The organism is Brevundimonas nasdae (genome assembly GCF_016654005.1).
Classification (GTDB): domain Bacteria; phylum Pseudomonadota; class Alphaproteobacteria; order Caulobacterales; family Caulobacteraceae; genus Brevundimonas; species Brevundimonas nasdae.
Genome location: NZ_JAEPWN010000014.1, coordinates 1 through 21,887, shown reverse-complemented (window position 1 = coordinate 21,887; position 21,887 = coordinate 1). Strand labels below are relative to the sequence as shown.

Genomic DNA, 21,887 nt, shown 5'->3' with positions numbered 1-21,887 from the left:
AAGACTGTCATTCGGGGCGTCCGTAGGACGAACCCGGAACCCAGGAGGCCTGCATCCGCTGTGGAATGCATCGAGCGCCACGCCTGCAACCCTGGATTCCGGGCTCTTCGCTTCCTTCAGCCCAGGAATGACGATGGAGCCTAAATCAGCGCGCGGGCCGCTTCGAGGTCCGCCGGGTTGTCGACGGACAGGGGGGCCTCGTCGATGACGGCGGCCCAGATCTGCATCCCCATCTCCAAGGCGCGCAGCTGCTCCAGCTTCTCGCGCTTCTCCAGAGGCGACTGCGGCGCGTCGCAGAACCGATTCAGCGCCGCACGGCGATAGCCATAGACGCCGATGTGACGCCAGATCGGCGCCTCCCCATAAAGGGTCGAACGGGTGAAATAGAGGGCGCGGGCCTGACGCTCACCCTCAGCCAGGGCCAGCACGGCCTTGACCACGTCAGGGTTGGCGCGGTCCGAGGCGTCCGCCTCCCTCGCCACCAGGGTCGCAATGTCGCACGTCGGCTCGCCATGCAGGATGGCGGCGCAGGCGGTGGCCAGACCGGGACTGGCGAACGGCATGTCGCCCTGCACATTGATGACCGCGTCAAAATCGCCTTCAGGGTCGATGGCGTCCACGGCGGCGCGGATGCGGTCGGACCCGCTGGGCAGGTTGGGGTCGGTCAGGATCGCACGGCCGCCAATGGCTTCGATGGCCGCCACGATCTCGGGATCGCCCGCAGCGACCGCAACCGGGAGGCCCGAGGCCTCAGCCTGCTGGTAGGCGCGAACGATCATGGGCACGCCGCCGATATCGGCCAGCGGCTTGTTCGGCAGACGGGTCGCCGCCATGCGAGCGGGTATCATTATCAAAGGATTCATCGGCTTCCCTGACGACTGTCGGACCCGTCATGTGCCGGGCGCGGTTGCGAAGGCCGCGCTACCGTGCCAGAGACGCCAAGGCAAGAATATGTCCGGGGCGTGTTTTGCGAGGGGCCCGGAGCGGCAGAGGGAATCGACCAGGCGCATGAGCGGCGATCTGAAGTGGAACAAGATTTTCGGTGCGGCCCTGGGGACGGCTTTCGTCATCCTGGTCGTGCAGCAGGCTTCGGGCCTGATCTATCATTCTGAGCCCCCCGAAAAGATGGGCTATTTCGTCGACGCCCCCGATGAGGCGGCAGGCGGCGCTGCGGAAGTGGAGCTGCCGCCGGACTGGGGCACGGTCCTGCCGACGGCGGATCTGGCGGCTGGCGAGGCGGCGTTCGCGCGCTGCCAGGCCTGTCACGACGCGCACCAGGGCGGCGCCGACAAGATCGGTCCTAACCTGTACGGCGTGGTCGGCGGCCCGGTCCTGCACCGCGCAGGCTTCGCCTATTCGGACGCCATGACCAAGCACAAGGCCGATGTTCCGACCTGGAACTATGACGCCCTGAACAGCTTCATCACGGCCCCGGCCAAATATGTGCCCGGCACAAAGATGTCGTTCGCCGGCATCCGCGACACCCAGACGCGCATCAATCTGATCGCCTGGCTGCGCACCCAGGGCTCGACCAACGACCCGATCCCGGCGCCCGATCCTTCGCGTCAGCCGGGCGCGGCGGCTCCGGCCGAGGCTCCGGCAGAAGGCGCCGCCCCTGCCGAGGGCGCAGCTGGCGCAGAAGCTCCGGCGGCTGCAGCTGCGGCACAGGCAGAAGCGCCGGCGCCCGCCGCCGCGCACTGATCCAGCGCTGAATTGAGAAGGGGCGGCTCGCAGGAGCCGCCCCTTTTTCATGTCCGTTCGTCTTGAATCTCAAAGGCGGCGGAAGACGGCGGGAGCGAAGCCGTCGGCGACGAAGCGCGCCTCGACCTCGGCCACAGTCTCGATCACCACCCCGCCGCGCGATCCGGTCGAGTGGATCAGACGTTCGCCGTCGATCATCAGGGCCGAATGTCCGGTCCAATCATGATCACCTTGCGGCGCCATCCAGACGACAATGTCGCCGCGTTGAAGGTCATCCGCCGCAACCGCGCGGCCCAGTTCGGCTTGGGCGTGCGAACGGCGCGGTCCGGCCAGACCACAGGCCAGCAGCGCCTGCTGCACCAGACCCGAGCAATCGGTCTCAATCGAGGACCGCGCGCCCAGCGCATGAGGCCGCCCCAGCAGGCGTTCGGCCACCGCAACGGGATCACGTTCGAAATCGCCGACCGGCGCCAGATCGGCCTCGGCCAGACCTTCCGCCTCGATCACCAGAGAATTCAACGGCAGGGCCGCATCGACGGCGGCGACGCGCCGGGTCGCCAGCGGCGCCCCTTCTCTCAGACTGTCCAGCACGACCCAGCCGACCACGCCATCGCGGCGCGCGCGACCGAACGCCCGGCCGCCCACTGTCTCCAGCACATCGAAAATCTCGCCGAACAGCAGCTGGTCGATCCGCTCATCGCTGGACGAAAACAGGTCCGCCACCGGCGCCCGACAATGCATGGCGTCGGTTTTGCGATACCGGTCGGCGCGCACCAGCCCCTCCAGCGCCTGTTCGGCGAGGTCGGAACGGGCGAGCAGATCGCCGGGCGGAAGAAGGTCGAGGACGTCGGTCAACGTGGGCTCGCGTCTATGGAGCCCCCAGACTATCCACTGATGGCGAACCGCCCGTTAACAGCCGACGATTTTCTGAGGACAATCAACAGAACCGCGTTCGGCTTGTTTGACTGTCCGGCTTGAATGGGCAAGGGGCGCGCCCACATCGATTCCAAAGGGTGAACGCATCTGGGGCCCCACATGCTGCTGATATCAAGCCTGCTCATTGCCTTCGGATTGACCCTTTTTGACCGAGGACCAATCGGCGCGTCGTTAAGACTTTGGCTGGTGGAGACGCCCGCACGTCACCTATCCCGCATCTCGCGCGGACAGGTCCTTGGCCTGCTTCTGGTCGTCGGCCTTGGCGTTCTGGCCGTCGCCCTGTTCGAGGCGGAAGGCGTGCGGATATACGCGATGGCCGCGCCCGAACTGACGGGCTGGGTGCTGATGTTCGACGCGACCGTGGTGTTCGACATGATGGTTCTGGCCATCAGCCTGCGCGCCGCAGCCAGTTGGCGCGGGCTGGTTCGTCAGACCCGGACTGTCGTCAGCATCGCCGCACGTATGGCGACAACGGCAGTCAAGGGCGTGCGGTCGAGGGCGCGGCGCATCCGACCGCTTCGACCGCCGTCCGACGAAAGCAGCGAGATAGAACCTGACGCGGTCTTCGCCTGACGATCAGGCGGCGTATCGCGCCCTCAGCATGGCGTAACAGGCCCGCAGCGCCTGGGCCTCAGCGCCCTCGGGGAAACCGGGGCGGGCGCGGGGGTTCCAGGCGAAGATGTCCATGTGCGCCCAGGCGCCGGTTACGGGTGCGAACTTCTGCAGGAACAGGGCGGCGGTGACCGATCCGGCCTGGGCCCAGGCCGAGGAATCGTTCTTCATGTCCGCGATCTCGGTGTCCAGCGCCGCGCGATATCCGGCCCACAGCGGCATCCGCCACAGGGGATCGCGCACCTCAGCCGCCGCCGCCAGCAGACCCTCCGCCAGGGCTTCATCATCGGTATAGAGCGGCGGCAGGTCCGGCCCCAGGGCGATCCGCGCGGCGCCGGTCAGGGTGGCGAAGTCCAGCGTCAGGTCCGGCGAATGCTCGCCCGCCCGCGTCAGGGCGTCGGCAAGGATCAGTCTTCCTTCGGCGTCGGTGTTGCCGATCTCGATGGTCAGACCCTTGCGGCTGTTCAGGATATCGCCGGGACGGAAGGCGTCGGCGGACACCGCATTCTCGACCGCCGCCACGATGACCACCAGCCGCACGGGCAGGTCCGCCTGCATGACCAGCCGCCCCAGCGCCAGAGCATGAGCCGATCCGCCCATGTCCTTCTTCATGTTGCGCATTCCGACGGCGGGCTTCAGGTCCAGACCGCCGGTGTCGAACACCACCCCCTTGCCGACCAGGGCGACCAGCGGCAGGTCCGTCTGGTCCAGCTTCCAGCCGATTTCGATAACGCGGGGCGCCCGGTGCGGGGCGGCGGCGCGGCCCACGGCATGAACGGCGGGGTAGTTGTCTTCCAGCAGGGCGTCGCCGGTCGTCACCGTGATCTTCGCCCCGGCGCTTTCGGCGATCTCGCGGGCGATGGTCTCGATCTGCAACGGCCCCATGTCGGCGGCGGGGGTGTCGACCATTTCCCGCGCCAGGGCGCAGGCGGCGGCGATGCGGCTGACCTCGGCGGCGTCTAGCCCCTCGGGCGTCACAAGCCGCACCAGCCCCTTGTCCGTCCGCGCCTTGTAGCGGTCGAACACATAGGTCCCCAGCAGGAAGGCCAGCGTCGCCTGCCCCGCCTGATCCGCCGCCACATCCAGCCTGTAAACCCCGCCCGGAAGGCGCGCCGAAAGGCCGCGCGCGGACATGGGGTCGAACCGGTCGCCCGCGCCGACGATCACCTGACCCACGCCGCCCTGCGCATTCGGCACGACCAGAAGCTGGCCGGACTTGCCTTCGAAGGCATGGACATCGGCCCAGAGCTGCGCCGCCTCATTCAACTGCCCGCCCGGCCCAACGAAACGCACCGGGATTGCGGCTTCGGCGTCGTGTGCGGGGGCCAGTTGGGAGTGCAGTGCGGACATGGAGGCAAACCTTTCCGGCCATTAACCAAGATTTGACGCGAACCCACGATTCTCAGACGCAGAACCCAGGACCGTCAGGATCCACCCCATGTCGCGCATGACCGCCCGTCTCGCAACCATCGCCCTGCTGACGCTGACCGCATCGCCCGCGCTGGCCGAGGCGCGCGCGCCTGCGGATCAGGCGGCGTCCAGCCTGCGCCAGGCGTCTTCGCCCGAAATCCGCGCCACCTATGACCGGATGGACGCCCTGTCGCGCTCGGTCTTCTGGGCCAGCGAACAGGAGGCCGTGCCCAATGATCCCGTCGCCGGGGTCAGGCTGGCCCAGGCCCTGCGCGAACTGGGGCGTTACGATCAGGCGGTCGAGGCGGCGGAGACGACCCTGGCCATCCAGCCGACCAATCTGGACGCCATGCTGGAACTGGGCCGCGCCCATATCGCGCGGGGGCAGGCCTTCTACGGCATCGGTCCGCTGGAGAAGGCGCGCGACCAGGCGCCGCGTGACTGGCGCGCCTATTCGCTGCTGGGCACGGCCTATGAGCAGGTGCGTCGGTTTGACGAGGCCCGCGCCGCCTGGAACCAGGCCCTGACCCTGTCGCCGAACAATCCCGATGTGCTGGCCAACGCCGCCATGTCCGCCGCGACGCAAGGGGACGCGCCGGGCGCGGAGACCCTGCTGCGCCGCGCCGTGGCCCAGCCGAACGCCTCGCTGAAGGTCAAGCTGAACCTGGCCATGGTGCTGGGTCTGCAGGGCAAGATGGGCGAGGCGGAGCAGATTCTGCGTCGTGAAATGCCGCCCGAACAGGCCGAGCGGAACCTGCGCTGGCTGCAGGATCGCGGGTCGCCTCGCACCCCCGACGGCACGCGCACCTGGACCTCGCTGCAGGGCGGTTGATCCCGACCGGGCCGCCATGCTGATAGGGGGCATGACTTTCTCCCCCCGCGCCGCCGCCAAGACCTATCAGGCCTTCCTGTTCGACATGGACGGCACCCTGATCACCTCAACGGCCGCCGCCGAACGGGTCTGGAGCCGCTGGGCCGAGCGTCACGGCATTGATGTCGCCGCCTTCCTGCCAACCATGCACGGGATGCGCGCCGCCGACACCATCAGAAAACAGAACCTGCCGGACATCGACCTGGAAGCCGAGATCGCCTGGGTCGAACGTGGAGAGATCGAGGATGTGGAGGGGGTCGTTCCCATTCCCGGCGCCATCGATTTCGTCAAACGCCTGCCGCCCGACCGCTGGGCCATCGTCACCTCGGCCACCGTGCCCCTGGCCCGTGCGCGCCTGACAGCCGCCGGCGTAACCCCGCCCGCCGTCTTCATCACCGCCGAGGACGTCGAACGCGGCAAGCCGGATCCGGCGGGCTATCTGAAGGCGGCGCGGACGCTGGGTTTCGACATCGCCGACTGCCTGGTGTTCGAGGACGCCGAGGCGGGGGTCCGCGCGGGCGAGGCCGCGGGCGCCGACGTGGTTGTGATCACCGCCGCCCAGCAGCACCCGCTGCACACCCGCTGGCCCGAACTGGCCGAATATGCAGACGCGGAACTGACGGTCAGCAGCACCGGCCTAGACATCATCCTGCAGCACGCGCCGCGAGAGGAAGCCCAGCCATAGCAGGAAGACGCCCGCCACGACCCGCTGGGTCAGTTCTCTCAGACCCCTGCCGCCGACGCCCACATATAGGCCACAACAGGGAGACGGCGATGGCGAAGACGACAATCGACACTCCGACCAGAATGACGCCCGCATTCATCAGCCCGTGACCGGTGGGCCGACATCAGCGTCATCTCGTTGGCCTGCTGTCGAATGGCGCTGTAGCCGGGCGCCCAAGACACGTGAAAAGCCTTTCATATTCAGGCAGGAACCGAATGTTGAAGCCTTAGCCTTTCACGCTCCAAGCCTGAAATCGGAACAGAATTCCCCTGCATTGCCGTACGATCACTGGCAAGTAGGATTGATCAAGTTCGAAGCGAAACCTGTGCGACTGCGTCATATGATCGGGCGTGGCCTCAACGACGAGGGCGATCTGCCCACGCACATCGATCTCCAACACCGCCTTGATCGCAGGCTCGACTGGATAGAGCTCAGCCTTTCCGCTCAAATTCTCCGACATGGCTTCAACCTGCTGCAGGAAGGCCGCCACCTCGTCCCTGCGCAACCACGGCCCACTTAGCTCGACCAAGGCGCCGGGCGCCTCGACTCTGGCGTAAATGATCAGCCAGTTTCCATCGTCGCCGTCATCACTGTGCGGATGCTCTCGCCCATCCACCCAGATGGACAGTCCGCCCAGCTTCAGGTGCGCTTCAGTGTCGGGCTCGAAAAACCGCGTCATGCCGAACTCTAACTTAGCCGCAAGATCAAGCAAACCGTCCATCTTCCCCCTCGCGCGCACACGTCCTATCTTCATTCCATGATCGACGATCTCTACAGCACGCGCATTCTGACGCTGGCGGCGAACCTGCCGCACGCCGGGCGGCTGGCTGCGCCTGAGGGCACGGCGGAGCGGGTCGCAAAACTGTGCGGATCACGGGCGACGGTCGATGTGGTGCTGGACGATCAGGGCCGGGTGGCTGTGTTCGCCCAGGACGTGAAGGCCTGCGCCCTGGGTCAGGCGGCGGCGGGGGTGCTGGGCCAGTCGGTGATCGGGGCCAGCGTTTCCGAGATCGCCGACGCCCGCGACGCCATGTCCGCCATGCTGAAATCCGGAGGCGACGGCCCGAGCGGCCGGTTCGAGGATCTGCGCGTCCTGAAACAGGTCGCTGACTACCCCGCGCGCCACGCCTCGTCGCTGGTCGCCATCGAGGCGACGCTGGCCGCCGTCAATCAGGCGCTGGAAAAGCATCACACCGACACGCGAACTCGCCTCGCCGGCGCGGCTTGAGGCCCTGCCCGGTTGATCCCCCTGCTGTGACAGGGGATAAGCACGGCGAACCCTCATCAGCCCCCGGCGAAGGGACAAATGTCTCTCTATGAACGCGGCGTGCGCGCGGCCCATCGGGGCTACAAGCTGACGCTGTCCCCCCTGATCGGCCAGCAGTGCCGATTCCTGCCGACCTGTTCGGACTATGGGCGCGACGCCCTGATCCAGCATGGTCCGGTGCGGGGGGGATGGCTCACCGTGCGCAGGCTCTGTAAATGCCATCCTTTCGGAGGGTCGGGTTATGATCCCGTGCCCCCAGTCAAAGAAAAACGATGATCGAACTGAAATTCCCCGACGGCGCGGTGCGTCAGTATCCGCAAGGCTCGACGGGCCGCGACGTGGCCGCCGCCATTTCTCCCTCTCTGGCCAAGAAGGCGGCTCTGGTCGTCTGGAACGGCGAGCAGCGCGACCTTGACCGCGTCATCGACGGCGACGGCGATTTCCGCCTGTTGATGCGCGACGATCCTGAGGCGCTGGAGACCATCCGCCACGACGCCGCCCACGTGCTGGCCCAGGCGGTGCAGGAACTGTTCCCCGGCACCCAGGTCACCATCGGCCCGGCCATCGAGGACGGCTTCTATTACGACTTCGCCCGCGACGAACCCTTCTCGACCGACGACTTCGCCAAGATCGAAAAGAAGATGGGCGAGATCATCGACCGGGGCGCCCCGCTGGAGCGCCAGGTCTGGCTGCGCGACGAGGCCATCGCCCACTTCGAGAAAATCGGCGAAAGCTACAAGGCCGAACTGATCCGCGACCTGCCGGAGACGGAAACGATCACCGTCTATAAGCAGGGCGAATGGGCGGACCTGTGCCGCGGACCACACTTCCCCACCACCAAGTTCGTCGGCAAGGCCTTCAAGCTGACCAAGCTGGCGGGCGCCTATTGGCGCGGCGACAGCAACCGCGCCCAGTTGCAGCGCATCTACGGCACCGCCTGGGCGACCAAGGAGGACCTGGACGCCTATCTGCTGCGGATCGAAGAGGCCGAAAAGCGCGACCACCGCAAAGTCGGCAAGGCGATGGAGCTCTTCCACATGCAGGAAGAGGGCCGCGGCATGGTCTTCTGGCACCCCAAGGGCTGGGTCCTGTGGCGCGTGCTGGAGGCCTATATGCGCCGCCGCCTGGACGCCGCCGGCTATGTCGAGGTCAAGACGCCCCAGGTTCTGGACCGCAAATTCTGGGAGCAGAGCGGCCACTGGGACAAGTACCGCCCCAATATGTTCGTCTGCGAGACGGTCGAGGGCGAGACCCTGTCGCTCAAGCCGATGAACTGCCCCGGCCACGTCCAGATCTTCGATCAGGGCCAGAGGTCCTATCGCGAACTGCCGCTGCGCATGGCCGAGTTCGGCGCCTGCCACCGTTATGAGCCGTCAGGGTCGCTGCACGGCCTGATGCGCGTGCGCGGCTTCACCCAGGACGACGCCCACATCTTCTGCCGCGAAGACCAGATCGTCGAGGAGACGGCCGAGTTCATCAAGCTGGCCCGCAGCGTCCACGCCGACCTCGGCATGGAGACCGCCTATATCAGCCTGGGCACCCGGCCCGAGAACCGCGCCGGTTCGGACGAGTTCTGGGACAAGGCCGAGGCCCTGATGCTTGAGGCCGCCCGCGCCGCCGGAACAGAGCCGGTCGTGACCGAGGGCGACGGCGCCTTCTACGCGCCCAAGCTGGACTTCATCGTCAAGGACGCCATCGGCCGCGAATGGACCTGCGGCACGATCCAGCTGGACTATGTCCTGCCCGAACGTCTGGACGCGACCTACATCGCCGAAGACGGCCAGAAGCACCGCCCGGTCATGCTGCACCGCGCGATCCTGGGGTCGTTCGAACGGTTCATCGGCATCATGATCGAGAACTATGCGGGCGCCTTCCCGCTGTGGCTGGCCCCGACCCAGGCCGTGGTGGCGACCATCACGTCGGACGCCGACGGCTATGCCGAAGAGGTCACGGCCAAGTTCCGCGCGGCGGGCCTGCGCGTCGAAACCGACCTGCGCAACGAGAAGATCAACTACAAGATCCGCGAACACTCAGTCGGCAAGGTGCCCGCCATCGCCGTCGTCGGCCGCAAGGAAGCCGAAGAAGGCAAGGTCGCAATCCGCCGCCTGGGCAGCCAGGCCCAGACCATCGTCACGGTCGAGGAAGCCATCGCCCTCCTCACCGACGAGGCCACCCCCCCGGACCTGAAGCGCCTTCAGGCCTGAGGCTGAACGCCGGCTGGTCTGGTTCGCAGGAACGTAAGCCCGTGGGATCGCTTGTAGTGGGGCGCGCATTTGCGCCCCACTACATCAAGGGAGACTGCGACCATGGCCGACAAGACTCTCGACACCTTGTTCCACGACACGCTCAAGGACATCTATTACGCTGAGCGGAAGATTCTGAAATCCCTGCCTAAAATGGCAAGGGCCGCTCAATCGCCAGAACTGAAAGCGGCCTTCGAGAAGCACAAGGGCCAGACCGAAGGTCAGATCGAACGCCTGCAGCAGGTCTTCGAAATCATCGGCAAACCCGCGCGGGGCAAGACCTGCGACGCCATCGAGGGCATCCTGGCCGAGGGCGACGAAATCATGGAAGAATACAAGGGCGCGCCCGCCCTTGATGCAGGTCTTCTGGCCGCCGCACAGGCCGTCGAACACTATGAGATCACGCGCTATGGCACGCTGAAACGCTGGGCGCTGGTTCTGGGTCTGAAAGACGCCGCCGCCCTGCTGGATGAGACCCTGCAGGAAGAAGCCCAAACAGACGAAGACCTGACCGGCATCGCCGACGCTGCTGTCAACGCAGCCGCCGTGAAGGCCGCTGCCTGATCAGGAAACGGGGACGACCGAACGGCCGTCCCCGATCTTGCAATCAGTCGCGCAGCAGTTCGTTCACGCCGGTCTTCGCCCGCGTCTGGGCGTCGACGCGCTTGACGATGACGGCGCAATACAGCGACGGGCCGCCCTTGGGATCGGGCAGCGAACCCGGCACGACGACCGAATAGGCCGGCACTTCGCCGCGGAAGACTTCGCCGGTGGCGCGGTCCACGATCTTGGTCGAGCCGGACAGATAGACGCCCATGGCCAGGACCGCGCCCTCGCGCACGATCACGCCCTCGGCGACCTCGGCGCGGGCGCCGATGAAGCAGCCGTCCTCAATGATGGTGGGATTGGCCTGCAGAGGCTCCAGCACGCCGCCGATGCCCGCGCCGCCCGACAGGTGCACATTCTTGCCGATCTGGGCGCAGGAGCCGACCGTGGCCCAGGCGTCCACCATCGTGCCCTCATCGACATAGGTGCCGATGTTCACGAACGACGGCATCAGCACGACGTTCCTGGCGATATAGGCGCCCTGACGGACGATGGCGCCCGGCACGGAACGGAAGCCTGCGGCCTGGTAGTCGGCCTGACCCCATTCGCCGAACTTGTTCGGCACCTTGTCCCAGAAGGGGCCAAGGCCCGAGGCATGGTCCGACGAGATCGGCAGGACCGGGCCGCGCGAACCGGCGCGCATGATCTGGTTGTCGTTCAGGCGGAAGGACAGCAGCACCGCCTTCTTCAGCCACTGATGCGTGGTCCAGACGCCGTCGTCGCCGCGCGAGGCCACGCGCGCCTGGCCGGAGTCCAGCAGGGCCAGGGCGCTTTCGACGGCATGGCGCACATCGCCCTGCGTCGCGGCCGAGACATTGGCGCGGTCTTCCCAGGCCGCCTCGATGACGGATTCGAGATGCGACAGGTCGGTCATGCGGCGTCCTTGAGATTCAGGTCGGAGAGGAAGTCGAGAAGATCGGGGGCGATGATGTCGATGTGGTCGCCCAACGGCTTGCCATGCCCGTCGCCGATCAGAACCGTGGTCATGCCCAGCGCCTTGGCCGGCTCCAGGTTCTTGGGCGTGTCTTCGAAAAAGGCGGCGCGGTGGGACTGGATGTCGAACCGCTCCAGCATCCGCCGGAAGGTCGCCGGGTTCGGCTTGGGCGTCAGATCCCCGTCCTCGATGGCGAAGACGCCTGCGAAACAGTTGGAAATCCCGATCCGGCCCAGCACCCGGTGCGCATAGTCGCGCGCGCCGTTGGTGAAGACGAAACACTGGCCCGGCAGGGCCTTCAGCCGTTCGGCCAGACGCGGGTTCGGCTCGACCGAATCCAGCGGCACGTCATGCACTTCCTTCAGGAAGCGGTCGGTGTCGACGGCGTAGTTGGCCATCAGGCCCGCCAGCGTCGTGCCGTGCTCGTCCAGAAACTGGCGCTGCATCACCGCCGCCTCTTCCGGCGCCAGGCCCACGGCCTCGACCACGAAGGCGTTGATCCGCGCCTGGACCAGACGCATCAGCCCCTGCTCACGCGGATAAAGGGTGTCGTCCATGTCGAACACCCAGGCGTTGACGTGGCCCAGATTGGCGGGGTTCAGGTCGGTCAAGACGCCTTCACCAGGGTGCCTGCGCCGAACTCGGTGAACAGCTCCACCAGCATGGCGTGCGACCGGCGGCCGTCCAGAATGACCACGGCCTCGACGCCTGCGCGCACCGCCGCCATCGCCGTCTCCAGCTTGGGGATCATGCCGCCGGTGGCCACGCCCGTGTCGATCAGGTTCTGCGCCTCTTCCAGCGTCATCTGGCGGATGATCTGGCCGTCCGCCCCCTTGACCCCCGGCACGTCCGTCAGCAGCAGCATCCGCTTGGCGTTCAGCGAACCAGCGATGGCGCCCGCCACCGTGTCAGCATTGACGTTGAAGGTCTGGCCGTCCTCAGCCACGCCGATCGGGGCGATGACCGGCACCCAGTCTTCGGTCTCCGAGGCGATCAGTCCGGCGATCAACTTGGGATCGACCTTGGTCGGTTCGCCGACATAGCCCAGGTCGACCTCATGCTCGATCATGCTGTCGGGATCACGCTTGGTGCGGCGCGTCTTCTCGACCGTCAGCAGACCCGCATCCTTGCCCGACAGGCCCACGCCACGCACGTCGGCCTCCTTGCCGGCCATGGTGATCCAGTGGGCGATCTCTTTGTTGACCGCGCCCGACAGCACCATTTCGGCGACTTCCATCGTCGCCGGGTCCGTAACGCGCAGGCCGTCGATGAAGCTGGACTTGACCCCGGCCTTGTCCAGCATGGCGCTGATCTGCGGCCCGCCGCCGTGCACCACGACCGGGTTCACCCCCATCAGCTTCAGCAGCACGACATCGGCGGCGAATTGCTTGGCCACGGCGCTCTCGCCCATGGCGTGGCCGCCGTATTTGATGACCACGGTCTCACGGTCATAGACCTGAATATACGGCAGGGCCTCAGCGAGTGTCTTCGCCGTCTCCCAGCTGCGTTCTTCGGATTGGCGTTCAGTTTCGTTCATTGCCCGCGCGAGATAGCGGCGAAGCCCTGCCGAGTCACTATGAAACCGGGCCTCGCCGTCGCCTGGACCTCAACCTGCTTACGAGCGAGTTGGACATATCGACGCCCAGCAATGCAGCGAGCATCCGACGTCAGCCCTGTGAAGACCGATCAGCCGCAACCTCAAGGTTCAGCAGCTCATGAATCGCGCAGGAGATGTGGTAGAATGAACTGGCAGGCACCAGTTCCTCCAAGAAGGTCCCATCCTTCAGCATCTTGTCGGTCCAAAGAGCCGGGCGGTCCGCCAGGAAGTATTTCTCCAATCCCCTGTAGGCGTCGATGATTTCACGTCCCTCGTTGTCGGCGCCGGTGCGCGCATAACGCGACACCGCCGCCTTCATGCGCTCGGTTTGAGGCCACAGTCGCGCCCTGTCGTCGTGAATTTCACCATTGGTCAGGACTTCATTGATGGCTACGCCGCGCTCCGCATCAATACCCCTTGAGCGCGCAAATCCTGTCAGAGCATCAGACACGGCCAGAGCGTCCGCGCCTCCGATCGCCGCAAATCCTTCAAACAGCCACGCCCATTCCAGGCAATGCCCTGGCTCTGCTATCCGGCCTCGCACATCACCCAGCGGACGCCAATCCTGCTCAAAATACTCAAGCAGGGCGCCGGTGTCCGCATCAACGAACCGCGTCTGGCAAAGTTCAGCGATGGACGCAGCTGCATCACCAAAACGCTGGCGCCCGCTGTACTGATAGAGTGCGGTGAACGCCTCCAGCAAATGCATGTGCGGGTTCTGACGACGGATCGAACTGTCCACGATCTCGCCCTCGGTGAAGCCCCCTTCGGAATGACTCCAGTGAGCTTCGAGGACATCGAGCAAGCGCTCTGCCTCATCAAACAGACTGGGTTTCTCGAGAAGATTTCCAGAAGCAGCAAGGCCGAACAGGGCAAATGCCTGATCATAAAGATCAGCGCGTTCATCAAGCACATCCCCCTCATGGGTGAGCTTATGAACAAAGAAACCATCTGCGCGCCGTGCTGAGCTCATCAGACGATTGACCGTCTGCTGAACCTGATCGACCGCGGGCCCATCCCAACCCTGCTGATGGGCGGCGGAAAAGGCATAAATCTGACGCGCCTGAACAAAGGTTCGATAATATTCCGCATCAGGCTGACCCGTTCGCGAGAGTCTTTCTGCATACAGACCCGACGCAGTGCGCCCTGTTTGGCTCCAGAACGGCGCAGCAATATTCAGCAGCCACTCTCTGGCCTTCCCCTGAACCTGTTCAAGGTCGTGTGTGATCATGCTTCGCGCCTCTTCGACAGGTGCTCAATTACGAATGCGTAGAGATCTGGGCCGTTGAACAAGACACCTTGAACACCTGCGGCCTCAGCGGCGGCGACATCACTGCCCTGATCACCGATCATCAGGCTGTGAGCGACATCAACGTCCCACTGCGCCATCAGATCCAACAGCATTCCCGGCTGAGGTTTACGCCACGGATGCACGATGGAAAGCTCCTCCACGACACCATCCGGATGATACGGGCAGTATCGCCAGTCATCGATATGCCCTCCGGCCTGACGCAGTTCGGTCTGCATCCAGTCAAACAGGGCCACAACATCCTCTGTCGTGTAATAACCGCGCGCTACGCCGGACTGGTTGGTGACAACGAATACAAAATAACCCGCTTCATTGGCGTAACGGATCGCGTCTCTGGCGCCAGGCGTCCAGCGGAAACGATCCCGCGTACCGACATAGCCGTCGTCATGATTGATGACGCCGTCACGATCCAGGAACAGGGCCGGGCGACGTTGACGCGCCGGTATTTCAACCTGGCTTCGAGCATAGGTTTCCGGAATGCCGATATCAATGAAATACCCTTCTGAACGCACAGTGCGCAGCTTTCCCGCGACGGTCAGTGCCGGCAGCAAATCCGCTTCCAATGAGAAACGCTCCTGCCGAGCCTCAAAATGCGATCTGGAGAAACAATACACGCCCCCATTGACGTAGAAGGGCGCCTGCTGCGCGCCCCCCCGGGGAATTACACGCAGGGCGCGACCATCACCGTCCACTTCGATTGTTTCATACCGGTCAGCCAGATCGATCTCTCGGATCGCTACGCTCGCGGTGTCCTCGCCGTGATCGGTGCAGAGCGCATTCCAGTTGAAATCAAACCAGGTGTCTCCGTTGATCAGCAGGAAACGCTCTTCCAGATAGGGCAGCGCATTGACCACCGCCCCGCCCGTCCCCAGCGGTTCGTTCTCGACCGATATCTCTAGCGAGCAGTTGCGGGGGAGCACCCGCCGCAGGTCGTCGACCATGCCCAGAACCCGTTCGGAGCGATATCCGGCCAGAAGCAGCACCTTGCGAAAGCCCATCCGCCAGGCTTCGCGGATCAGCAACTCGACAAAAGGCCGGTCGCCGACGGGCAACAAGGGTTTGGGCGTTTCGCGCGTAAGCTCGCCCAGGCGCGTTCCCAGACCGCCCAAAAGGATGGCGCATTGTTCGACCACGTTGATTTTACCCTTATTCGCTGGATCAAACAGAACCGATCTGTCGATCAATACCTCAAGCCCTTTATGAGGGAACGACCCAGGATTCCGGCCCTTCAAACGTCAGCCGAACAGCACTGGCGGCGCCGCCGGCAGAATTCAGAGCTTCGATAAGATTATGCCGACGCGATGGATCAGCCAAAAGCATGATGAACCCGCCGCCACCTGCGCCAGAAACCTTGCCGCCCCATGCCCCATGATCCATGGCCACCTCGATGATATCATCGATGGTGTCGTTGGTGATTGTCGAAGCCGTATTCTTCTTAGACAGCCACGCCTTCTGAAGGACATTGGCCGTTTCACGAACCTTGCCTGCAAGAAGTAGAGATTTCATCTCAGCTGCGTGATTCTTTATTTCATGCATGGACTTCAATGTCTTCGCATCCAGCGCATTCAATCCCGAGACCTGGTTCTTGATTATTTTCGCCGACTCCCTCGACTGTCCGCTGAAGCAAATCACAAGAGAGGATTCAAATTCGTTCAAATACTCACGATGAAGACGAAGCGGATTGACGATAACGCCGACATCATTTGGCAAAAACTCAATATAGTTGAAACCGCCAAACGCGGCGGCATACTGATCCTGCTTGCCGCCCAACATGCCGAGTCGCTCGCGCTCCAGATCATAGGCAAGTTCCGCCACTTCATACGGGCCAAGCGACAGGCGCAGGGCCAGTGCATAAGCTTCGATCAACGCAACCATCAGCGCAGAAGACGCCCCCAACCCTGAACCGGCCGGCACATCTATGGTAGTGGAGATCGACAACGACATCGGCTTTCCGTCGTTATACTTCTCCATCATGTGAGCATAAGCCACACGGTGCAGGGAGAGGCCCGACCGAACATCAAAATCCAGACTGCACGGCAGTTCGTCCACCTGCCCCAAATCGTCAGCCCTGAAACATAGCCGCCCATCCGGATTCTTCGTAAGATGCGCATAGGCATATCGGTCAATCGTCGCATTCAGGACCGCGCCGCCATGCTCCAGATAGTAGGAATTCAGGTCCGTACCGCCGCCCCCAAGGCCAAGTCGCAGCGGCGCCCTGGCACGGACGTTATCGTGCTTAAGATTTTCAAACATGATCAAATCCGTCCGTTATAAGCATAATCTTACAGTTTAAAGCGGAACAAACGCTTCCAGGACTTCTTGCCTCTCCGGCTTGGAATGGGGTTAGCATCAAGAAACTCCTGAAGACCGAGAAGTTGCGTTTTCTTAGCACGACCCTCTTCGCTTAGAGCTAGCCCCCGTATCACGGAAACCTTCCCCTTACCCGCTAGAAGCAACCCTCTATAGTTAGAAAGCCCCCCTTCATCTGCTTCTCTGAGAAGAATTTTCTTGTAAGCCATGCGCACAAAGGGCTCGTCATCAAGCATCAAAAGCTGTTCGATCGTGGAGATGTCGCCATCGGCATGCTCCTGCAGCAGGACTTCAGGCGCTCCTGACACCGACCCTGCGCCCCCCCCCTCAATGCTCGCAACCGCTTCGCGGCCTTCAGCACGAAACGTCTGACCGAAACGACGAGGCGCAGCAACTTCCAGAGACGAAGCCAGGCTTTCGATCACGCCTGCCTCTACGACCAAAAGATCAGCTTCATCCAAAAGCGCGTACAGAGCTTCGGAACAATCAGCCAGTTCACCGCGCCTCAAGCCCGAAACCAAGATCGCCAACAGTTTGATGCGCGCGTCCTGTTCGCTTCCTCGTTCGGCGAGCACAAGAAGCTCCTCCGGCGTGGCCGGACGTCCAATAGCCACCCGAAACTGATTTGCGACATCACCCGTCCAACCGGTTGGCTGGTGGGAATTCTTAAGAACAAGGGTTTTCAACTGAGCGCGAGCCCAGTCCAGCAACTGCGGGTTCCACTCCGCCCGCCCTGAAGCCATCACCCACAGCGCCGCAAGCGCCATTCCCTGTGAGGGTTCCTTTTGGCTCTTGATCAAGCTGCTGACGCCGCGGTCCCGTCCGGCATCCCCTTCATCGACCAATAGAGTCAGATCAACTGAGTTGGACTGCGCCGCCGCATTCAGCGCCTTAGCCACACGGGAGGACAGTTGCAGGGGCGTCATCTTTTGGCGCCCGGCCAAGCCCGCTCGTCTGGCGAGGTCGTGGATCAATTCAAGATGAATTCGTGCATCCCTGACCTTCAGCAGACAGGCGCGAGATGTCAGCATTTCGAGCAGAATACCGTACCGGCCCTGAAGGCTCGCCGCTCCTTTCCGCCAAAGGACAGCCTGCTCAGCCGAAGGCAGCTCTGCCATCAAATCCAAACTGGCGGTCTTGACGAAGAGCTCATCATCTTCGATCAAAAGAGCACGATCGACCGCCGTTTCGCAGGCCAAGGTCGCCAATGCGCGCTGCTTCCACGCGATCGACTGAACACTTATTTCGTCGAAATAATCCTTCGGCGCACGTTCTCGCGCTAGATCTCGCTGCCGATTTGCGTACTCATCGCTATCCAGCGCCTGACCCAGAGCGTGAAGACGCGTATGAGAAACTTCACGTGCGGGGAGATGGGTTTCCAACTCGGCATCATCGACGCTTCTTCCATGAAGCTCGGAAAAAATCCGCCTGACATACAGACGATAATCAGGCTCTCGACACAAATCTCGGAACTCAGCCTGCCAAACCCGCCAGTCACCAGGCAGAAGCCTGGACAAATCCAACCCCGACTGGACAACTCCCTGCACGAACGCCCCCGGGATTGTTCCCATCGGCATTTTCGCCGCCAAATTCAGAACGACATCTATGTTCGTCCACTGACCAGCTTTCGCCTCGTCTTGAACCCTGGCGATCTGAATTTTGCTGATATCCAGATCCACAGCCTTAAGAATATCAACAATCAAGTCGTCACGGGACGCCTCTCGGATTCGAGCCAAAGCCCTAAGAAGATCCAGCGATTGCGCATAGCTCAGGGGCTGCCGGGCGCGGCTGGGCGGAGCTCGCTCGTCAATCATGGCGGCTATGCCGTCAACGAAACCCTGCCATCGTGGCAGCGCCAGGGTTTCAATCTCCTTCTGCAAGGCGACAACGGCCGTATCATCAAGCAGGCTGAGAACAGCCTCTATCAGAGCGGCGCCATCATCAGGCGCAATCCGCACCTGACCGTTCGACGGCATGTCCAAAACACTGGGAATGACGGCGGACACAACGCAAGGCGTGCCAAGCGCCAAACTTTCCACCGGCGGAGATCCGAAGCCTTCCGCCAGAGAGAGATAAATGGTTGCCCGACAGTTCTGCACCAATCGACGCAAAGTCTCATCGTCCGGGCCGTCCACCCAGCGCACCCATGGGTGCTCATCGAAAGCCTTCAATAAACGACGCTTATCCTCGACAGAGAGCCACCCCATGCGTCCGGCAAAGCAGAGACTCGCTACTCGGCCGCCTGCATTCAGCGCCTCGAACGCCTCCAAAATTTGAACAGGCTGCTTGCGCGGCTCAAGAGTACCGACCACCACAAACTCATCAGAATTCGGCGGCTCTTGCCGATAGGTCCGGCCCAAGCCATCCGCACCAGGCGGTATGACAAAATAATCGCGTTCATCTCCACGATTAATCCGCGTGACGTACTGCTCACGCATAGCCGTCGAAGTGAAGAAGTTATTTCTGTATCGTCGTCTATTTTCTAAAGAGAACAGAACACTATCTGCATCATCCCACTTGAAGTTAAAATGCTGAGCATGAGTCCAGCTCAGAAAATCATGACAAAGATTGAAAATCTTTTCTGGGCGATAACGCGCGGCAAACGAGTAGAAATCCAGATTAAGAGATTCTTCTAACGAAATAACGGCACGGCAAACGTCAAGCGCAACCTCCGCCTGGACTTCAAATGCGATTCGATTTCGAGCGGAAATCAAACCCATCCATCCCACATTGGGTTCGATTTTCAGCGACGGGTTGGCTGCCTGCAAAGATAGTAGAACCGCATCATCCTGCTCGAATAGCTTCCTTAGATCTTCAAATATATCGGGAGATAAAATTCCAATCCGGTCCGCCCCCAGTTCAACAAAGGGAACCGTATTCTCTATGTACGGCCACCGAGTACAAAATTCATAGCAAACACGCTGTATCCCCGTCCGAGACGGCCATGCCACAAGGTTGTTTACATTAATCAGAAAACGCCCGCTGAGAAGCGCCTCTCCGAATCCACGAGAACTGTGATTCTGCATCTCAGCTAACTTCACGATCACGGCCAAATATCATGTTCAGAAGGTTTCGTGCATAGGTATGAAATTCATGCCTTGCTTTAAAACCATCCCAGCTAGAGCTGGGTCGATTTTCATATTTCTTTGAAGTGATAAGTTCAGCGAGTTGTTCAGCATAAATTGTTGGCGAGGAACCATCCACGACCAAGCGAATAAATTCCGGCGCCTCAATGGATTTCCCCAAACTTTCCGACGCCACGCCATGCATCCCAGCTGAAACGGCATCCAAAAGAGCGCCTGAAACCTGGCCGAACGGAACCTGTCGAATCTGCAACACAATATCTCCCGCAACGAGATACCGAGCATACTGATCTTCAGAAACGGCACCGACAATTCGCACACAGTCACTCAAGCCAAGCCTGTCAATGTACCCTTCTAAATCACGCCTCAATTCGTCTTGAACAGGACCGACAAACAAAAACTGGAACCTCACGCCCCACGCTTTCAGTTCATTCAGAACAAATAGGCACTGCTTAGCGCCCTTCTGAAGATGAACTTCGCCAAAAGATATGATGCAGGGAACATCCGGATCGATTCCGGATCCATATTTCGCACTTAGCCTCTTATCAGAGGTGACTTCTTCTGACGAAAAGGTGTAAGGCATGCCAACCGGAAAATATTCTACATGACTATCATAGAGCTGGTCGATAACGGAACGCGCCGTAGGACTATGAACAACTACTCCATCCGCTAACTCAACAATCGGCGACAAAAGCGGTCGACCAAGCTCGGACAAGCTTTTGATCAACTCTGTCACAGGATGCGCAGAACGCCTCTCACCGAGTTCTTCCAGTAAAAGGCGCTCCAACCCCTCACGGCCGAGCACAACATCGAGGAAGTCTAACATATGGGCGTCATGCTGGATGACGATCCCGCCATGACGACGCATCAGCGCATAGATCGGCTCATACATGCGGTGATTGCCCAGCACATAGACCACCTCGTCGTAACGGTCGGCTGGAAAAACATCACTAAGGCGATAGACCCCGTTCACCCGCTTGCGATGTAGCGGCAACATGTCGCTGTCGGTCCAGACGTCCAACTCACATAGCTCAGCCAAAGCCATAGCGAGATCAAGCGACGAATGTGGCGGGCCGCCAAGGTCAGGAAACATCGGCGACACCAAGGCAAGCCTCGGCCTGAGCGGCGCGGGCGGCACCTCCTGGACCGGCAATGAAATCAGAGCGTCCAACTCCCCGCTCTGAGCATCCTCAGCGGTGACAGATCCCGCCCTGATCGCCCGCTGGTATAGATCGGCCAGACTTTTAACAACGTCACCCGCCGAAATCGTAAACCAGGCGCCACCCCAAGCTTCAACTTCCCAACTCGTTACAGTTTCCGGCTCCCCCTTAGGAAGCAAGACGACGTTCGATTTCGCAACAAGTTCGCGAACACCTCCGCCTTCCAGGTAGAGAGCAAGCACCTCCGGGGCCTCGACGACGCTAGCCCCACCCAGGGTCACGATACGCGTATCTGTTCCTCTGACGGCCGCAATGAGATCACGCATCACGTCCTTGTCAGAGGCCACAACGCCATCAACGACAATAAGCGAAACCGAAATGCTCTCAAGAAAATCGAGTTGAAGCCGATCAAGATCGGAAACTACCGGCGCCGAGAAAACACCTCGCCCCACTGGCAAATCAGGCAAATCTGTTCCAGCGACGACGTAACCCCCGGGGCCGCCCGGCCTCTCTCGCCAAGTCACCGACAGCGACCTCACGAACGGCTTGATATGAGGCCGCACCTCATCCACGCCCCGCCCTGCGGTCATTAACGTGAGCGCCTTGCGCTCTATCGGCAGGGCATAAATCACCCGCGCACCTTCCGGCGGCAACTCAGCAGGCCAGGGCGCCTTATGTGTAGCAAGCACCGTCACCGAGTGGGATTGCATCAACTGTTGCGCCAACAGTAAGAACGCACGCGCAAGGGGAGATGCACGGCCCGCTTCCTGCACAGGCCGAACGTCAATAATCAGATTCTCGATTTTCATTCGGCAGAGCGAAACATGGTTAGAGGTAAAAAGCAAAGCTCAGCAACGTTCTAGCTCCGCAAGAATTCTGTTCAAATTTATAGCTTCCCACAAACCTAGCCCGTCAAACCTAGACCTTGGCAGCTTTCTTGTTCAAACTCGGTCACGCGCCTTTTGATCCCTCGCCGACGAAGCTTTCCGTATGCCGGCGCCCAGCCCGCTGCAATTTCTCCTTAACCGACTAGGCTCAGGACTCATAGCCAGAAGAGGACGGTTGCAGCGAGAGCTATGGCGGAGAGGAAGACGGTCGGGCATCGATCATAGCGCGTGGCGACA

Annotated in this window: 20 protein-coding genes and 1 pseudogene; 8 read left to right on the top strand and 13 right to left on the bottom strand. The window is 62.0% G+C overall.

What is annotated here, in order from left to right; genetic code table 11:
* Positions 1–140: 140 nt before the first annotated feature.
* Positions 141–863, bottom strand: coding sequence for a 3-deoxy-manno-octulosonate cytidylyltransferase (locus tag JKF87_RS16645; protein ID WP_201101005.1), 723 nt, complete (start codon positions 861–863; stop codon positions 141–143).
* A gap of 145 nt (positions 864–1,008) precedes the next feature.
* Between JKF87_RS16645 and JKF87_RS16640 the strand changes: the two genes are divergently transcribed.
* Positions 1,009–1,701, top strand: coding sequence for a c-type cytochrome (locus tag JKF87_RS16640; RefSeq protein ID WP_201101004.1), 693 nt, complete (start codon positions 1,009–1,011; stop codon positions 1,699–1,701).
* A gap of 69 nt (positions 1,702–1,770) precedes the next feature.
* On the opposite strand, the gene JKF87_RS16635 is transcribed toward JKF87_RS16640, so the two are convergent.
* Positions 1,771–2,556, bottom strand: coding sequence for a C40 family peptidase (locus JKF87_RS16635; RefSeq protein WP_201101003.1), 786 nt, complete (start codon positions 2,554–2,556; stop codon positions 1,771–1,773).
* A gap of 267 nt (positions 2,557–2,823) precedes the next feature.
* Between JKF87_RS16635 and JKF87_RS16630 the strand changes: the two genes are divergently transcribed.
* A complete protein-coding gene (locus JKF87_RS16630) occupies positions 2,824–3,210 on the top strand; it encodes a hypothetical protein (protein WP_201101002.1) in 387 nt (128 codons plus the stop codon).
* A 3-nt stretch (positions 3,211–3,213) separates the two neighbouring features.
* Here the strand turns inward: JKF87_RS16630 and JKF87_RS16625 are convergent, their stop codons facing one another.
* Complete coding sequence (locus tag JKF87_RS16625; protein WP_201101001.1) at positions 3,214–4,599, bottom strand: leucyl aminopeptidase family protein; 1,386 nt, start codon at positions 4,597–4,599, stop codon at positions 3,214–3,216.
* A gap of 88 nt (positions 4,600–4,687) precedes the next feature.
* Between JKF87_RS16625 and JKF87_RS16620 the strand changes: the two genes are divergently transcribed.
* On the top strand, positions 4,688–5,491 hold the full coding sequence (locus JKF87_RS16620; protein ID WP_201101000.1) for a tetratricopeptide repeat protein: 804 nt from the start codon (positions 4,688–4,690) through the stop codon (positions 5,489–5,491).
* Positions 5,492–5,522: 31 nt separating this feature from the next.
* Positions 5,523–6,215, top strand: coding sequence for an HAD-IA family hydrolase (locus tag JKF87_RS16615; RefSeq protein ID WP_201100999.1), 693 nt, complete (start codon positions 5,523–5,525; stop codon positions 6,213–6,215).
* Positions 6,216–6,480: 265 nt separating this feature from the next.
* On the opposite strand, the gene JKF87_RS16610 is transcribed toward JKF87_RS16615, so the two are convergent.
* Entirely contained in the window at positions 6,481–6,975 is a 495-nt protein-coding gene (locus JKF87_RS16610; RefSeq protein ID WP_201100998.1) for a WapI family immunity protein, read from the bottom strand.
* A gap of 36 nt (positions 6,976–7,011) precedes the next feature.
* On the opposite strand from JKF87_RS16610, the gene JKF87_RS16605 reads away from it, so the two are divergent.
* The 4 genes from JKF87_RS16605 to JKF87_RS16590 all read left to right on the top strand — a co-directional run bounded on the left by JKF87_RS16605 (position 7,012) and on the right by JKF87_RS16590 (position 10,328).
* Positions 7,012–7,482, top strand: a complete 471-nt coding sequence (locus JKF87_RS16605; protein WP_201100997.1) for an iron-sulfur cluster assembly scaffold protein — start codon at positions 7,012–7,014, stop codon at positions 7,480–7,482.
* 78 nt (positions 7,483–7,560) lie between these two features.
* Positions 7,561–7,797, top strand: a complete 237-nt coding sequence (yidD, locus tag JKF87_RS16600; RefSeq protein ID WP_201100996.1) for a membrane protein insertion efficiency factor YidD — start codon at positions 7,561–7,563, stop codon at positions 7,795–7,797.
* The gene (gene thrS, locus JKF87_RS16595; RefSeq protein WP_201100995.1) at positions 7,794–9,725 is read left to right on the top strand and encodes a threonine--tRNA ligase; all 1,932 of its coding nucleotides are present in this window, start codon (positions 7,794–7,796) and stop codon (positions 9,723–9,725) included. Before yidD ends, thrS begins: the two co-directional genes overlap by 4 nt.
* A 102-nt stretch (positions 9,726–9,827) precedes the next feature.
* Complete coding sequence (locus JKF87_RS16590; protein ID WP_201100994.1) at positions 9,828–10,328, top strand: YciE/YciF ferroxidase family protein; 501 nt, start codon at positions 9,828–9,830, stop codon at positions 10,326–10,328.
* A 43-nt stretch (positions 10,329–10,371) separates the two neighbouring features.
* On the opposite strand, the gene dapD is transcribed toward JKF87_RS16590, so the two are convergent.
* The 9 genes and pseudogenes from dapD to JKF87_RS16545 all read right to left on the bottom strand — a co-directional run.
* Positions 10,372–11,244, bottom strand: a complete 873-nt coding sequence (gene dapD / locus JKF87_RS16585) for a 2,3,4,5-tetrahydropyridine-2,6-dicarboxylate N-succinyltransferase (protein ID WP_201100993.1) — start codon at positions 11,242–11,244, stop codon at positions 10,372–10,374.
* Positions 11,241–11,915: a pyrimidine 5'-nucleotidase gene (locus tag JKF87_RS16580; protein WP_236261465.1), complete on the bottom strand. Its 675-nt coding sequence runs from the start codon at positions 11,913–11,915 to the stop codon at positions 11,241–11,243. Before JKF87_RS16580 ends, dapD begins: the two co-directional genes overlap by 4 nt.
* Positions 11,912–12,841: an acetylglutamate kinase gene (gene argB / locus JKF87_RS16575; RefSeq protein ID WP_201100992.1), complete on the bottom strand. Its 930-nt coding sequence runs from the start codon at positions 12,839–12,841 to the stop codon at positions 11,912–11,914. Before argB ends, JKF87_RS16580 begins: the two co-directional genes overlap by 4 nt.
* Positions 12,842–12,971: 130 nt before the next feature.
* On the bottom strand, positions 12,972–14,132 hold the full coding sequence (locus tag JKF87_RS16570) for an AGE family epimerase/isomerase (protein WP_201100991.1): 1,161 nt from the start codon (positions 14,130–14,132) through the stop codon (positions 12,972–12,974).
* Positions 14,129–15,394, bottom strand: a complete 1,266-nt coding sequence (locus tag JKF87_RS16565; protein ID WP_201100990.1) for an HAD-IIIA family hydrolase — start codon at positions 15,392–15,394, stop codon at positions 14,129–14,131. The genes JKF87_RS16570 and JKF87_RS16565 overlap by 4 nt, the downstream gene beginning before the upstream one ends.
* 13 nt (positions 15,395–15,407) lie before the next feature.
* Positions 15,408–16,463 carry a GHMP family kinase ATP-binding protein gene (locus tag JKF87_RS16560; protein WP_201100989.1) on the bottom strand — a complete coding sequence of 352 codons (1,056 nt, stop codon included), beginning with the start codon at positions 16,461–16,463 and terminating at the stop codon, positions 15,408–15,410.
* Between the two features lie 29 nt (positions 16,464–16,492).
* The gene (locus JKF87_RS16555) at positions 16,493–19,567 is read right to left on the bottom strand and encodes a glycosyltransferase (protein WP_307418320.1); all 3,075 of its coding nucleotides are present in this window, start codon (positions 19,565–19,567) and stop codon (positions 16,493–16,495) included.
* Positions 19,548–21,572 (bottom strand): glycosyltransferase, encoded by a 2,025-nt coding sequence (locus JKF87_RS16550; RefSeq protein ID WP_201100987.1) that lies wholly within the window; start codon positions 21,570–21,572, stop codon positions 19,548–19,550. The genes JKF87_RS16555 and JKF87_RS16550 overlap by 20 nt, the downstream gene beginning before the upstream one ends.
* Positions 21,573–21,805: 233 nt before the next feature.
* Positions 21,806–21,887: pseudogene (locus tag JKF87_RS16545) on the bottom strand (IS5/IS1182 family transposase); the annotation flags it as partial.

What these genes read in the sequence shown, in the direction of transcription:
- JKF87_RS16610 (WP_201100998.1), bottom strand. Translation starts at nt 6,975, where the DNA reads ATGGACGGTTTGCTTGATCTTGCGGCTAAGTTAGAGTTCGGCATGACG.
- JKF87_RS16605 (WP_201100997.1), top strand. Translation starts at nt 7,012, where the DNA reads ATGATCGACGATCTCTACAGCACGCGCATTCTGACGCTGGCGGCGAAC.
- JKF87_RS16620 (WP_201101000.1), top strand. Translation starts at nt 4,688, where the DNA reads ATGTCGCGCATGACCGCCCGTCTCGCAACCATCGCCCTGCTGACGCTG.
- yidD (WP_201100996.1), top strand. Translation starts at nt 7,561, where the DNA reads ATGTCTCTCTATGAACGCGGCGTGCGCGCGGCCCATCGGGGCTACAAG.
- JKF87_RS16645 (WP_201101005.1), bottom strand. Translation starts at nt 863, where the DNA reads ATGAATCCTTTGATAATGATACCCGCTCGCATGGCGGCGACCCGTCTG.
- thrS (WP_201100995.1), top strand. Translation starts at nt 7,794, where the DNA reads ATGATCGAACTGAAATTCCCCGACGGCGCGGTGCGTCAGTATCCGCAA.
- JKF87_RS16570 (WP_201100991.1), bottom strand. Translation starts at nt 14,132, where the DNA reads ATGATCACACACGACCTTGAACAGGTTCAGGGGAAGGCCAGAGAGTGG.
- dapD (WP_201100993.1), bottom strand. Translation starts at nt 11,244, where the DNA reads ATGACCGACCTGTCGCATCTCGAATCCGTCATCGAGGCGGCCTGGGAA.
- JKF87_RS16590 (WP_201100994.1), top strand. Translation starts at nt 9,828, where the DNA reads ATGGCCGACAAGACTCTCGACACCTTGTTCCACGACACGCTCAAGGAC.
- JKF87_RS16550 (WP_201100987.1), bottom strand. Translation starts at nt 21,572, where the DNA reads ATGAAAATCGAGAATCTGATTATTGACGTTCGGCCTGTGCAGGAAGCG.
- JKF87_RS16615 (WP_201100999.1), top strand. Translation starts at nt 5,523, where the DNA reads ATGACTTTCTCCCCCCGCGCCGCCGCCAAGACCTATCAGGCCTTCCTG.
- JKF87_RS16625 (WP_201101001.1), bottom strand. Translation starts at nt 4,599, where the DNA reads ATGTCCGCACTGCACTCCCAACTGGCCCCCGCACACGACGCCGAAGCC.
- JKF87_RS16560 (WP_201100989.1), bottom strand. Translation starts at nt 16,463, where the DNA reads ATGTTTGAAAATCTTAAGCACGATAACGTCCGTGCCAGGGCGCCGCTG.
- argB (WP_201100992.1), bottom strand. Translation starts at nt 12,841, where the DNA reads ATGAACGAAACTGAACGCCAATCCGAAGAACGCAGCTGGGAGACGGCG.
- JKF87_RS16640 (WP_201101004.1), top strand. Translation starts at nt 1,009, where the DNA reads ATGAGCGGCGATCTGAAGTGGAACAAGATTTTCGGTGCGGCCCTGGGG.